Below are 13,234 nucleotides of genomic sequence, written 5' to 3'. Positions count from 1 at the left end.
GACAGTCTGGCGCGCAGCGCCCGGGAAGGGAAGATTTGCAGGGGAAAAGCCGGCGGCGATGACATTCGCGTTCGTCGGTATCCGCCAGACCGGCACTACGGCTGGTCTATGGTGGGGACTAGCAAGGCTTGCCGGCACCCCCGCCGGCTCGTTCCGCCCCGCCACGCGCCCGGCCCGGGCCGCTGGCGACTCGCCCGGAGGACGCCCCATGAGCCTGATGCAATGCGAGTACCGCAAGTACACCATCACCGCCGATGTCGTCGAACACCCCGGCATGCCCACGCCCTGGGCTGGCGGCTGCCACATCACCGCCCCCGACGGTCAGTCCACCAAGCGCAAGACACTGCCGCTGGAATACGCCTACATGGCGGACCTGGAAAAAGCCCAGCACGCGTCCATCGCTCACGGTAAATGGCTGGTGGACCAGAGCCTGGACCACGACCGTCCGCTGTTCTGATCAGCAGGCCGGTGCTTCGCTGACCGGCAATTCCGTCAGGCGAACCTGCAGGGAAAGGAATTCCTGCGCCGACAGCCGCCAGGATTGGCCCCGCGCCCAACGCGCGCAGGCCTGGCGGTCCAGCTCCAGCGCTCGCAGGCAGGCGCTGCGCAGGTCGTCGTCCATCGCACCAGTCACGCCCTCCTCCAGCACATCCAGCGGCCCCGCCACCGGGAAGGCCGCGACCGGCGTGCCGCAGGCCAGCGCCTCGTACATCACCAGCCCCAGGGTATCGGTCCGCGAGGGAAACACCAGCACACTGGCACTGCGATAAGCCATTGCCAGCTCGTCGCCGTGGCGAAAGCCGAGGAACTCCACCTGTGGATAACGCGCCTGCAGCTCCGCCCGCTGCGGGCCGTCACCCACCACACACCTGAGGCCGGGCAGGTCGAGATCCAGGAAGGCCTCGAGATTCTTCTCCCGCGCCAGGCGCCCCACGTACAGGAACACCGGCGCGGTCGCCGGCGCTCCCTCGCCCATCTGGAAACGGGACAGATCGACACCCTTGCGCCACAGCGCCAGACGCTTGAGTCCCTGCCCGGCAAAGGCCTCGCGCATCCGCTCGCTGCTCACCAGAACGGCCTGGCTGGGCGCGTGGAAGCAACGCAGGAAGGCATAGCCCCAGGACAGCGGCAGCCAGGGCCAGCGGATGTTCACGTATTCGGGAAAGCGCGTATGAATGGCGCTGCTGAATTTCAGGCCCCGGCGCACCAGCCAGCGCCGGGCGGCCCAGCCCAGCGGCCCTTCGGTGGCGAGGTGGACGGAGTCCGGGGCGAATTCGGCGATTTTCTCGCCGACCTTCCACAGGTCCCAGGCCAGCGGAATTTCCGGGTAGCTCGGGCAGGGGCGGTGCCGAAAATCCAGCGGGGTGATCAGGCCGACCGTATGGCCCAAGCCTTCCAACTCCGCCGCCAGCGCCTTGAGGCTGGTGACCACGCCGTTGACCTGCGGCAGCCAGGCATCGGTGACGATCAGCAGCCTCATGCCGCCGTCTCGAACGCCGCCAGCTCGGTGACCTGCGCCTGCTCCTCGGCCAGCCGGTAGAGCTGGATGCTGCCATCCCAGTGTTCGATCAGCGCCGAGCAGGACTCCACCCAGTCGCCGCAGTTGAGGTATTCCACCTCGCCGATCTGGCGGATCTCCGCGTGGTGGATGTGCCCGCAAACCACGCCGTTGAGGCCGCGCTTGTGCACTTCGTGGGCGATGGCTTCCTCGAAGTCGCTGATGAAGTTCACCGCCGTCTTCACCTTGTGCTTGAGGTACGCCGACAGCGACCAGTAGCCGTAGCCATAGCGGCTGCGCCAGTGGTTCAGCCAGCGGTTGAGGGTGAGGGTGAACTCGTAGGCGGAGTCGCCGAGGAAGGCCAGCCACTTGTGGTAGCGGGTGATCACGTCGAACTGGTCGCCGTGGATCACCAGCAGTTGGCGGCCGTCGGCGGTGCTGTGGACGATCTCGTCCACCAGGCGGATGTTGCCCAGCAGCAGCGAGGAATAGCGACGCAGGAACTCGTCGTGGTTGCCGGTGACGTAGATCACCTCGGTGCCGCGCTTGCTCATGGTCAGCAGGCGGCGGATCACGTTGGTGTGGGTCTGCGGCCAGTACATGCCGCCACGCAGTTTCCAGCCATCGATGATATCGCCGACCAGGTAGATGCGGTCGGCGTGGTAGCGCTTGAGGAAGCCGGCCAGATGCTCGGCCTGGCAATCGCGGGTGCCGAGGTGGACATCGGATATCCACAGGGTCCGTACCCGTTGTTTCTTCGTCGGCGTCATGCGTTGCGCGCTGCTCATCGTCGGCGACCTCCAGTGGGGTTTGTCCAATTTTCGGCGCCGGCGGTGAAGTGCACGTGACCGACTGGCGACAGTCCCGTTACAGCCCACGCCGCGCTAGACTGACGGCCTGCCCGACAGCGTCCCGGATGAGCAGCCCCGATGAGCCAGATCCTCTCCCTGCGCAACTACAGCCACGACCACCTCGCCCACAGCCACAGCCATGCGCAACTGGTGCTGGGCCTCTCCGGCAGCCTGGACTTCGAGGTCGGCGGGCGTGGCAGCCTGGTGACCCGGCAGTGTTTCGCGGTGGTCCCGCGCGAAACCCACCACGCCTGCGCCAGCCCTGACGGCAGCCGCTGCCTGGTGGTCGACCTGGATGACGAGGACGACCTGCTCGCGGGCCTGGGCCAACACGCCGACGCCGGCCGCCGCCTGCTGGAAACCCCCGGCCAGCGCCTGCTCAACAACGACCAGGCGCAGCTGGTGCACTGGCTGGCCAGCAGCTCGCTGCACGATCCGGTACTCGCGCGCCAGGGCGCGATCCTGCTGCTCGCCAGCCTCGCCGCCGGCCAGCAGCGCGTCGAAGACCCCGCGCAACTGCCGCTCGCGAGCCTGGACAGCTACATCGACCGCCACGCCGCGCACCCGCTGCAGGTGGCTGATCTCGCACGCCTCGCCGGCCTTTCCGCCGCGCGCTTCCACGCCCGCTTCCTCGCCGAAACCGGACTGACGCCCATGGACTACGTGCGCCAGCGCCGCCTGCAACAGGCCCGCGACCTGCTGCGCAGCACCCATCTGCCGGTGGGCGAGATCGCCGCGCAAGTCGGCTATGCCTCGCAGAGCGCCTTCACCGCCGCGCTGGTGCGCCAGTTCGGCACCACGGCCCGGCAACTGCGCCAGGAGGCGCGCGACAATTCCCGCTAGCCGCGCGACAGACAGGCGCACACCCAGGCCCTAGACTGCCGGCCTTCGAACAGGCAATTGCACAAGGAAACCGCGATGTCGGCAGACACCATCGAGTGGCAGGACTTCGAACGCGTCGAACTGCGCGTGGGCACCATCGTCCAGGCCGAACCCAACGTGAAGGCACGCAAGCCCGCCTATATCCTCCAGGTGGACCTTGGCCCGCTGGGGCTCAGGACCTCCAGCGCGCAGATCACAGCGCACTACGCTATCGAAGACCTCATCGGCCGCCAGGTGCTCTGCGTGTGCAACTTCGCGCCCAAGTCCATCGCCGGGGTGCGTTCGGAAGTGCTGGTCACCGGCGTCTACGACAGCGACGACAAGGTGGTGCTGGCCGGTTTCGACAAGCCGCTGCCCAATGGCGCACGGCTCGCCTGACTTGAGTTTCACCGCAAGCCGGCGGGTCCGGCGCGCATCCCCTTTCCCCATCAAGGTCCCGCCACGGCAGTCGGCGGGTTCGCAGGCATGATTTCCGTTTCCCGACTCACTCCCCGCGGCGCCCTGCTCGGCCTGCACATCGGCGCCCTGATGTTCGGGCTGTCCGGCATCTTCGGCAAACTCATCCTCGCCGGCCCCCTGGTCATCGTCTTCGGTCGGGCGCTGTTCGGCTCGCTGTCGCTGGCGGCGGTGTTCGCCGGGCACCTGCGCGAGCAGAAGCGCCCCTCACTGAAACAGGCGGCCATGCTGGTGGGCGGCGGCGTGTTGCTGTGCACCCACTGGCTGACCTTCTTCCTCGCGGTGAAGGTCGGCAACGTCGCCGTCGCCACCCTGGGCTTCGCCAGCTTCCCCGCCTTCACCGTGCTGCTGGAGGGCCTGCTGTTCCGCGAGCGCATCCGCAAGGGCGAGTACGGGGTGGTGGCGCTGGTGTGCATCGGCCTGGTGATGGTCACCCCGACCCTGGACCTGCGTGACGGCGCCACCGCCGGCCTGCTCTGGGGCACGCTCTCCGGCCTGCTGTTCGCCCTGCTGTCACTGGCCAACCGGGTGAGCGTTCGCGGCATCGACCCGATCCAGGCGGCGCTGTGCCAGAACCTGACCATCATCGCCTGCCTGCTGCCGCTGGTGCTGTTCGACCTGCCTTCGGTGCGCGGCATGGACTGGCTGTGGCTGGTGGCGCTGGGCGTGCTGTGCACCGGCGTGGCCCACAGCCTGTTCGTCGCCAGCCTGCGGCTGATCAAGGCGCGCACGGCGGCGGTGATCTTCGCCCTGGAGCCGGTCTACGGCATCGCCTTCGCCACCGTGCTGTTCGGCGAGGCGCCGAGCCTGCGCATGCTGGCGGGCGGCGCGCTGATCATCTTCGCCACCTTCCTGAGCGCCCGAGGGTCGCACTAGCCGTCACCTGTAGGAGCGAGCTTGCTCGCGAACATGCTCCACGTGGCATGGTGTTGACTGGCTCCCCGCGTTCGCGGGGATGACGCTCGGTGAATTCCCGTCATTCCCGCGGACGCGGGAACCAATAAAAAAGGCCGCTTCGCAGCATGCGGATTGCGAACCCTTGCCCCGGGGAGGGATTGCCAAGGATTCCTCGCATGACAGCCTGCGAAGCGGCCTGTCCGGTATCGGCCCCTATGTTCCAGAAGCCTCGGTTGACGCGGTATCGGGCGGACCGATGTCCGCCGCTCTTGATGCAATGATTGCGTGTTCCCCTGTCGCTGAGTGTCAGCACAGGGTAAAGACTGGGTAAAACCGGCAATACACGTCGCCTCAGACTTGCTCCAACAACCAGCGGCAATAGCGTTCCACGCCCTCCTCCACGCCCAGCATCGGCTCGCGATAACCCGCCTCGCGGAGGAAGGCGATATCGGCGCAGGTGTAGCACTGGTATTTGCCGCGCAGTTCGTCCGGGAACGCGCTGTACTCCAGCAGCCCGGCGCGGATCGCCGCATCCAGGGTCAGCGGCTGCAGGTCCTGTTGCGCGCGCAGGGTGTTGATCACTGCCAACGCCACGTCGTTGAACGGCTGCGCACGGCCGCTGCCAAGGTTGAAGATGCCGCTGCGCTCGGGGTGGTCGAGGAAGTACAGGTTGACCCTGGCCACGTCCTCCACCGAGACGAAATCGCGCAGGTGACCGCCCGCCGGATACTCGCCGTACTCGCCGAACAGCGCCACCTTGCCCGTCTCGCGGAACTGGTTGAAGCAGTGGAAGGCCACCGAGGCCATGCGCCCCTTGTGCTGCTCGCGCGGGCCATAGACGTTGAAATAGCGGAACCCGGCAATCTGGCTGCGCGCGGTGGTCAGCACCTTGCGCACGCGCTGGTCGAAGAGAAACTTTGAATAGCCGTAGACGTTCAGCGGCCGCTCGCAGGAGCGCATCTCGCGGAACTCATGGCCGCCGCCGTACACCGCCGCCGACGACGCGTAGAGGAACGGCACGCCCAGCGACAGGCTGGCGTCCAGCAGCTCGCAGCTGTAGCGGTAGTTGTTGTCCATCATGTAGCGCCCGTCGCGCTCCATGGTGCTGGAGCAGGCACCCTGGTGCAGCACCGCGCGCACCACGCCGAAGTCGCCCCGGGCGTAGCGTTCGATGAAATCGCGCTTGTCCAGGTAATCGCTGATGTCGCAGTCGGCGAGGTTGGCGAACTTGTCGCCATCGGTCAGATCGTCGACCGCAATGATGTCGGTCTCGCCGCGCGCATTCAGCGCCTTGACGAGATTGCTGCCGATGAAGCCGGCGGCGCCCGTGACGATAATGCTCATGTCAGGCATCCCCTGCGGAGAATGGATGCCCCAGACTACGAGCGGTGCGGGCATACCCCGTTGACATGAAGCAAGGAAGTTAGCCAGCTATCGAAATGACTTTTCGGCGACTCAGGAGCGGTCGTTGTGGCCGAGGTCGCGCTGCGGATCGATACGGTCACGCACCCGCTGCTTGAGCACCTTGGCCTCGGGGAAACCGCCGTCGGTCTTGCGCTCCCAGATCTGCTCGCCGTCGCAGCTGATGTGGAAAACCCCACCCGTGCCGGGCACCAGGCTGACCTTGCCCAGGTCGTCACCAAAGGTGCTCAACAGTTCCTGCGCGAGCCAGGCGGCGCGCAGCAGCCACTGGCACTGGGTGCAATAAGTGATGACGATTTCGGCTTTGGCTTCGGACATGAGTCAGACTCTGCTGTAGGACGCGCACCTATAATACCGGCCCACACGCCTACCCGGATGCTTCTGTCATGCGCCGCCTGCTGTTCGCCCTGCTCCTGCTCCTGCCGCTCGGCGCCCTGGCGGCCAACCCGCCGCAGAAGATCGGGCTGGTGCTCTCCGGCGGCGCGGCCCGGGGCCTGGCGCACATCGGCGTGCTCAAGGCGCTGGACGAACAGGGCATCCACGTCGACGCCATCGCCGGCACCAGCATGGGCGCGGTGATCGGCGGCCTCTACGCGGCGGGCTACACGCCCAAGGAGCTGGAAAAGCTGGCCCTGAGCCTGGACTGGCAACAGGCCCTGTCCGACTCCCCGCCACGGGTCGACATGCCCTTTCGGCGCAAGCAGGACGACCGCGACTTCCTGGTGAAGCAGAAGCTCAGCTTCCGCGACGACGGCACCCTCGGCCTGCCGCTGGGCGCGATCCAGGGCCAGAACCTGTCGATGCTGCTGGAAAGCCTGCTGGTGCACACCAGCGACACCCGCGACTTCGACAAGCTGGCCATCCCCTTCCGCGCGGTGGCCACCGACATCTCCACCGGCGAGAAGGTCGTGTTCGACAAGGGCCACCTGCCCCAGGCGATCCGCGCCAGCATGTCGATCCCGGCGGTGTTCGCCCCGGTGGACGTGAACGGCAAGCTGCTGGTGGACGGCGGCATGGTCGACAACATCCCGGTGGATGTGGCGCGGCAGATGGGCGTCGACGTGGTCATCGTGGTCGACATCGGCAACCCGCTGCTGGACCGCAAGCAACTGACCACGGTGGTGGACATGCTCAACCAGTCCGTCACCCTGATGACCCGCAAGAACTCCGAGGCGCAACTGGCCACCCTGACCGCCAGCGACGTGCTGATCCAGCCGCCGCTCAGCGGCTACAGCTCAGCCGACTTCGGCAAGGTGCCGCAACTGATCGACGCCGGCTACCGCGCCACCAGCATCCTCGCGCCGCGCCTGGCCGGCCTGCGCCAGAGCGAGGACGAACACGCCCTGGCGCTGAACCAGGCGCGCACGCCCGGCGAGCGCCAGCCGGTGATCGACCGCATCGAGGTGGAGAACAATTCCAAGGTCAGCGACGACGTCATCCTCCACTACATCCGCCAGCCGCTGGGCGAACACCTGGACCTCGAACGCCTGCAGCGCGACATGAGCACCCTCTACGGCCTGGACTACTTCGACCAGGTGCAATACCGCGTGGTGCACCGTAAGGATGGCAACGCCCTGGTGATCCACGCCTACGGCAAGCGCGGCGGCACCGACTACCTGCGCCTGGGCCTGAACCTCTCCGACGACCTGCGCGGCGACAGCACCTTCAACGTCGGCGCCAGCTACCGCATGAACGGCATCAACCGCCTCGGCGCGGAATGGCTGACGCGCCTGCAGATCGGCGACCACCAGGAGCTCTACAGCGAGTTCTACCAGCCGCTGGACGTGGGCTCGCGCTACTTCGTCGCGCCCTTCCTGTTCAACGAGGCACAGAACGTCGAGGCGACCGATAACAACGACCCCATCGCCGAGTACCGACTGGAGCGCTACGGCTACGGGCTCAACCTCGGCCGGCAGATCGCCAACAACGGCGAAATCCGCTTCGGCGTGGCCCAGGCCTACGGCAAGGCCGACGTCCGCGTGGGCGAGCAGGACCTGCCCAACTACCACTTCAACGAAGGCTACGCCGAGCTCAAGTACTCCTTCGACACCATGGACAACGTCGACTTCCCCCGCGAAGGCGAGAACATCCAGACCGCCTTCCGCGAGCACACCCCCTCGCTGGGCGACGACGACCGCTACCGGCAGTGGGACATCCGCCTGGACAAGGCCTTGAGCAGCGGACCGGACACCTTCGTACTGGGCGGCGGCTACGGCCGCACCATCGACGAGGCCAACGTGGTGGTGTCGAGCTTCCTCCTCGGTGGCGCGCGCCAGCTCTCCGGCTACCGCCAGGACGCCCTGGCCGGGCAGAACTACAGCCTGGGCCGGGTCATCTACTACCGGCGCATGACCGAGCGTTCCTTCCTGCCGCTGGACTTCCCCTTCTACCTCGGCGGCAGCCTGGAGCGCGGCCGGGTGTGGAACAACGACAACAGCTACGACACCGGCTACATCAACGCCGGCAGCGTCCTGATGGGCTTCGAGACGCCGCTGGGGCCGCTGTCCTTCAGCTACGGCCTGAACAGCGCCAGCGAGCACGCGGTGTACGTCAACCTGGGGCGGAATTTCTAAGCGGTGTGGGACACTCGCCCCCAACGTAGGGCGTACAACCGTTCGCGGTTGTACGCCGTTACACCCAGGCTCATGCTTGGCACCAGTACTGCTCTCGTAGCAGCGGAGCTTCTCCGCGATGCTCTTCTGCGAAGCTGACCATTTGCGGACAAGCTCCGCTACTACGAGATCAAGAGCCCCTCACCCTAACCCTCTCCCGCAAGCGGGAGAGGGGACCGTTCGGTGCAGGATGAAACATTCGCGTCAGCCGGCACGATCTGCCCCCTCTCCCTGAGGGAGAGGGCTGGGGTGAGGGGAAGTACCGGCACCGATTTTCCCGCAGAAAACAGTTGCTCCTACGAAAGCCGGTCAACGCCCATGAAAAAGCCCGGCACAAGGCCGGGCTTTTTCATTTACCGCGTGGATCAGGCAATCAGCGCCAGCAGTTCGCGAGCCTCGGCCTTGGCCTTGGAGTCGCCGTTCTCGATCACCTGCTTGAGGATGCGGTAGGCCTCGTCCAGGTTGCCCCGGTCGATGCAGGCGCGGGCTTCGTCGAGGCTGGCCAGCAGCTCGTCATGCTCGTGCACCTCGGTCTCCGGCAGTTCGAACACCAGCTCGGTCTCAGTGACCTGACCGAACATGCTGGCGTGCTCACCATCGAGGTCCAGCTCGGTGATTTCCGGCAGCTCGCGCAGGTTGCTGAGGAAATTGGCGGGAGCAGGCTGTTCGGCCGCCAGCGCGCTCTTGCCGCGCTGCGGCTTCTCGAAGGGGTCGAGGGAGTCCCAGTCCAGGTCCAGCGACATGTCACTGAGATTCAGCGCGAAGTCCGGGTCCGTCTCGTCTGCGGTGGCATGTGCGGTGGATGCGAGTGTCTCGTCCAGCGACAGGTCATCCCAGTCGGTCAGGGTTTCGCCCGTCGGAGCGGCAGGGACTTCTTCCGCACGCTCGAGCATCACCGGGTAGCGCGACTTGATCTGGTCGATCTGCTTCTGGTCCTCGCCCCGCGCCACCAGCTCGCGCTCCTGCTCATGGAAGCCAGCCACATCGCCCAGCTCGGCGAATACCAGCAGCAGCTTCATGCGCAGTTCGCGGCGCTCGGGCTCCTGGGTCACGGCCTTGCGCAGCATGTCGCGCGCCTGGCTGAAACGACCGTAGGCAATGTAGATGTCCGCCCCCTCCAGGCTATCCGCGCTGGCGGCCGGAAGGCGCGCCACACCGGCGTCAGGCGTGATCACCGGCTGCGGACGCTGGGCCGGCGCGGGGGCCGACGCACGCGGCACGACCGCGGCGGGCTGGGGCTTGGCCGGCGGGATGGGCTTGGGTTGCACCGATTGGACGCGAGTGTCCTTGACCGGCTGTTCCTCGCGCTTGCGACGCATCAGCAGCAACCCAGCCAGCAACGCACCGAGCGCGCCCACGCCCAGCCACGGCCAGAGGTTGAACGAGATGCCCAGGGCATCGCCGGCAGGCGTCGCCGGAGTTGCAACGACCGGCGCAACGACCGGTGCCGACTGCTCGGCCTTGGGTGCTGCCGGAGCGGCCTGGGTGCCAGGCGCATCGCGGCGAGCCAGTTCGGCCTGCAGGCTCTGCACTTGCTGGTCACGGCTTTCCAGTGCCTTCTGCAGCGCCTCGAGCTGCTTCTGCATGGCGTCCATACGCTGGTTCAACTGGTCTCGCTGGGCGTTGCTCAGGGCGAGGGCAGCTTCCACCTTGGCCAGATTGCCTTCCACCGTCTGTGGGGCGGGCGCAGCGGAAGCTGCCGAATCAGCGGCCGGTGCCACGGCAGCCGCGGTGGCGGCCGGTGCGGTCTGCACGGACTGCGTGGTTTGTGCGGCGGTATTGGCCACAGGCGCCGCGGCGACGGGCTGCGGTGCGGGAGCGTTATTGTGTCCGGCGTACTGCTGGCCCTGCGGCAGGATCAGCGTCTGTCCGACCTTCAGGCGATGCGGATCGCCATTGACGAAAGCCTGGGGATTGAGCGCCAACAGGCTGTCCATCAGTTGGCTGTGCGAGGCACCGGTGCCGCTCAGGCGCGAGGCGATCCTCCACAGCGTGTCGTTGCGCACGGTGGTGTAACGCCCTTCACCCGCCGGAATGGGCGGCGCCGCAGGGGCGCTGCGAACCGGTTCGGCACGCTGGCTGTAGGGTTCCGGGACGCTGCGCGTGGGCAGCGGGATACTCGCGGCGACGGACGTGCGCGCGCTGTTGTAGCTCGGCGGATCGAGCAGCACGGTGTACTCGCGCAGCATGCGCCCATTGGGCCGCTCCACTTCCACCAGGAAGTTGAGGTACGGCTCGTGCACCGGCTGGGTGGACACCACCTTGATGTAACTGCGCCCACCGCGGATCACCGGAGTGAAGCGCAGGTTCTGCAGGAACATGAAGCGATCGACGCCGGCCTGCTCGAAGGCAGCCGGGCTCGCCAGGCGGGCGATCAGTTCATCGGAGGTCATATCGCCCGTCTGCAGCAGGGCGATTTCCGCATCCAGCGGCTGGTTCAGCGACGAGTGGAGGGTGATCTCTCCCAGGCCGAGGGCATTCGCGTGAGCGGAAACAAACACCGAAAGCGCAGCGAGCGTCAGCGGAATTCTATTTGTTATACGAGCCATAACCCCATCCCATTGTTCGGGTCTGCTAGCCGTTCCCTGACCACCCGAAAGCGGCAGGCTTTACCTGTCCACACACTCGAACCGCCATGCCGGACAACAGACCGCACGCGCCCAACCACTGCACCTGAAAGGTACAGGCCGATTGATATCAGGGATTAGGTGGTACAACGGGTTTGGTCAAGACAAATCGTCGAAAAACCGGCGAATGGTCTAGGCAATCGAGTGAGGGACTGGCGGCCTCGCGAGAAACCGCCAGAAAAATGGCTATCTTACCGAAATTACTGTGATGAGTTGCTCAATTCTTCTCCAGGTTGCCAAGAATCCGGCTGAGGACCCGTTGGCAGAGGGCGATCTCGTCCTCGGTGATGCCGTTGAGCACCTCATTGCGCACCGAAGCGGCAATGCTCTCGATATCGGCGATCAGGACGTCAGCCTTGGGCGTCAGGGCGATGCGCTTGGCGCGGCGGTCCTCGGCCACGGCCTGGCGACGAACCAGCCCCTGGGCCTCCAGGCCGTCGAGCAGGCGGGCCAGGGTCGGGCCTTCGACGCCGACCGATTGCGCGAGCTCGCGCTGGGTGGGCGCGGCGGAGTGGCGTGCCAGGTGCAGCAGCACCAGCCAGCGTGCCTGGGACAGCCCCAGGTGGCTGAGGCGGCGGTCGAGTTCAGCCCGCCATGCACGCGAGGCCTGGGCCAGTTGGGTACCGAAGTAGTGCTTATCGTTGTCTGCCATTGTGTCGCGGCTTTTTTCTGAAAGAAGTCGGGGATGATGCGGCTAATTGATTTGACTAATTATTAGCCAGCTAATCAAGCTCGTACAATGACAGATTGTCGCAGGGCGTGACGAAACGCCTCACCACTTGGCGTACTGGTCCTCGACGAAGCCCCACAGGTTGTCGATGCGCACCTCGGCCTGCCCCGCCGGCCGCAGCACGCCGCTGAAGCGGCCGAAGATCTGCTTGAAGTTGCTGGCCAGCACGCCGAGGTTGAGGCGCTCCTGGTGCAGGCCGTGGGCCTCGAAGCGCAGCTCGACCTGGCCGTCGTAGGAACGGATGGTCCAGGGTTGCAGCGGATGGTCGCGGTCGAATTCGAAACGCACGGTATCCACCTTCACCAGCCTGCCATCCAGCCAGTAGCAGTTCTCGGTGAAGCTGGTCTCGTTGACCCCGCACGACAGGTTGAGTCCGACCCGCAGCCCCTGCGCCTCGCCGGACAGGCAGGCCCAGTTCCAGAAGGTCTCGCGGCGCATGTAGCCAGCGGACCAGTCGTGATGCGCGTAGGCATCCAGCGTGCGCAGGTCGTAGTTGCCCAGGGCGCTGCGCACCTCGCCGTGGCAGTGCACGCCGGCCACCTTGCGGGCGTAGACCCAGCCGTTCACCGCCGTCGGCGTGCACAGGCTCATGGGCTCGAAGGCCGGCTGCTCCTCACTGAAGCGCGCATCGATGCGGGTGCCGTCGTCCAGTTCCACCAGAAGTCGCTTCTCCAAGGGCGACGTACCGTTCTCCAGGCGCAGCAGGTTGCGGCCCTGGCGCAGTTCGCAGACGCCGTCGTTGGGGGTCTGCGAGAAGCTCGATCCCATGCCCAGCGGGCACTTGAACTGGCGCTCGATCATCCGCCCGCTTTCCGGGTGGTAGAGGTAGACAAAGCCTATGGTGAGCAGGCTGACGTCGGCCAGCGCACAGCCGCCGATCAGGGTCGGGCTGATCAGGCCGAAGTACTGGAACTGGTGGAAGCTGCGCCACTTGCTCAGCGCGCCGAGACGACGGCCCATGGGTGAGCGGAAGTCGAAATCGCGGTGGTTGATCGTCGCCGGGGTGGTGGGAAAGATGCCGTAGTGCGGTTGGCCGTTGGGCTGGATCAGCTGCTGCATGGGCGCGGGCTCGGTGGCAGGGTCCGGCGCATCCTAGCACCGGCCCTGCGGACGCCGCAGTCACGCACGGCGCCAGTGCGGGGGACGGAATGGGCCACTTCGGCGCGACAAGCCCCCCTCACCCTAACCCTCTCCCGGAGGGAGAGGGGACCGTTCGGAGCAGGAGGAAGCGACTGTGTCAGCCGGCACAACTTGCTCCC

12 protein-coding genes are annotated in these 13,234 nt (G+C 66.4%); 5 read left to right on the top strand and 7 right to left on the bottom strand.

Translation table 11 applies throughout. The features are described from left to right. The first annotated feature begins 208 nt into the window (after positions 1–208). Positions 209–457 (top strand): hypothetical protein, encoded by a 249-nt coding sequence (locus ACNFBT_RS10625; RefSeq protein WP_416749059.1) that lies wholly within the window; start codon positions 209–211, stop codon positions 455–457. On the opposite strand, the gene ACNFBT_RS10620 is transcribed toward ACNFBT_RS10625, so the two are convergent. Together ACNFBT_RS10620 and ACNFBT_RS10615 are read right to left on the bottom strand one after the other, a co-directional pair. Continuing rightward, a complete protein-coding gene (locus ACNFBT_RS10620) occupies positions 458–1,480 on the bottom strand; it encodes a glycosyltransferase family 4 protein (RefSeq protein WP_416749057.1) in 1,023 nt (340 codons plus the stop codon). It abuts the gene before it with no gap. Next, positions 1,477–2,286 (bottom strand): UDP-2,3-diacylglucosamine diphosphatase, encoded by an 810-nt coding sequence (locus tag ACNFBT_RS10615; protein WP_416749055.1) that lies wholly within the window; start codon positions 2,284–2,286, stop codon positions 1,477–1,479. Before ACNFBT_RS10615 ends, ACNFBT_RS10620 begins: the two co-directional genes overlap by 4 nt. 141 nt (positions 2,287–2,427) lie before the next feature. Here ACNFBT_RS10615 and ACNFBT_RS10610 point away from each other — a divergent pair, with 141 nt between their 5' ends. From ACNFBT_RS10610 to ACNFBT_RS10600, 3 genes are all read left to right on the top strand, one after another. After that, positions 2,428–3,192: an AraC family transcriptional regulator gene (locus ACNFBT_RS10610; protein WP_416749053.1), complete on the top strand. Its 765-nt coding sequence runs from the start codon at positions 2,428–2,430 to the stop codon at positions 3,190–3,192. Between the two features lie 75 nt (positions 3,193–3,267). Next, on the top strand, positions 3,268–3,609 hold the full coding sequence (locus ACNFBT_RS10605; RefSeq protein WP_416749051.1) for a tRNA-binding protein: 342 nt from the start codon (positions 3,268–3,270) through the stop codon (positions 3,607–3,609). An 87-nt stretch (positions 3,610–3,696) separates the two neighbouring features. Continuing rightward, complete coding sequence (locus ACNFBT_RS10600) at positions 3,697–4,563, top strand: DMT family transporter (RefSeq protein ID WP_416749049.1); 867 nt, start codon at positions 3,697–3,699, stop codon at positions 4,561–4,563. A 372-nt stretch (positions 4,564–4,935) separates the two neighbouring features. On the opposite strand, the gene rfaD is transcribed toward ACNFBT_RS10600, so the two are convergent. Next, entirely contained in the window at positions 4,936–5,928 is a 993-nt protein-coding gene (gene rfaD / locus ACNFBT_RS10595) for an ADP-glyceromanno-heptose 6-epimerase (RefSeq protein WP_416749047.1), read from the bottom strand. A gap of 111 nt (positions 5,929–6,039) precedes the next feature. Further along, entirely contained in the window at positions 6,040–6,324 is a 285-nt protein-coding gene (locus ACNFBT_RS10590; protein WP_416749045.1) for a SelT/SelW/SelH family protein, read from the bottom strand. 68 nt (positions 6,325–6,392) lie between these two features. Here ACNFBT_RS10590 and ACNFBT_RS10585 point away from each other — a divergent pair, with 68 nt between their 5' ends. Continuing rightward, on the top strand, positions 6,393–8,579 hold the full coding sequence (locus ACNFBT_RS10585; RefSeq protein ID WP_416749043.1) for a patatin-like phospholipase family protein: 2,187 nt from the start codon (positions 6,393–6,395) through the stop codon (positions 8,577–8,579). Positions 8,580–8,983: 404 nt separating this feature from the next. On the opposite strand, the gene ACNFBT_RS10580 is transcribed toward ACNFBT_RS10585, so the two are convergent. The 3 genes from ACNFBT_RS10580 to ACNFBT_RS10570 form a co-directional block, all read right to left on the bottom strand. Next, positions 8,984–11,167: a FimV/HubP family polar landmark protein gene (locus tag ACNFBT_RS10580; RefSeq protein WP_416749041.1), complete on the bottom strand. Its 2,184-nt coding sequence runs from the start codon at positions 11,165–11,167 to the stop codon at positions 8,984–8,986. A gap of 295 nt (positions 11,168–11,462) precedes the next feature. After that, positions 11,463–11,897, bottom strand: coding sequence for a transcriptional regulator SlyA (slyA, locus tag ACNFBT_RS10575; RefSeq protein ID WP_416749039.1), 435 nt, complete (start codon positions 11,895–11,897; stop codon positions 11,463–11,465). 120 nt (positions 11,898–12,017) lie between these two features. Further along, positions 12,018–13,034, bottom strand: a complete 1,017-nt coding sequence (locus tag ACNFBT_RS10570) for a DUF2804 domain-containing protein (protein WP_416749037.1) — start codon at positions 13,032–13,034, stop codon at positions 12,018–12,020. Positions 13,035–13,234: the final 200 nt, after the last annotated feature.

It is taken from the genome of Pseudomonas sp. NY15181 (assembly GCF_048068055.1).
In the GTDB taxonomy this organism is placed as follows: Bacteria; Pseudomonadota; Gammaproteobacteria; order Pseudomonadales; family Pseudomonadaceae; genus Pseudomonas.
This window is presented reverse-complemented; position numbering and strand designations above follow the sequence as displayed.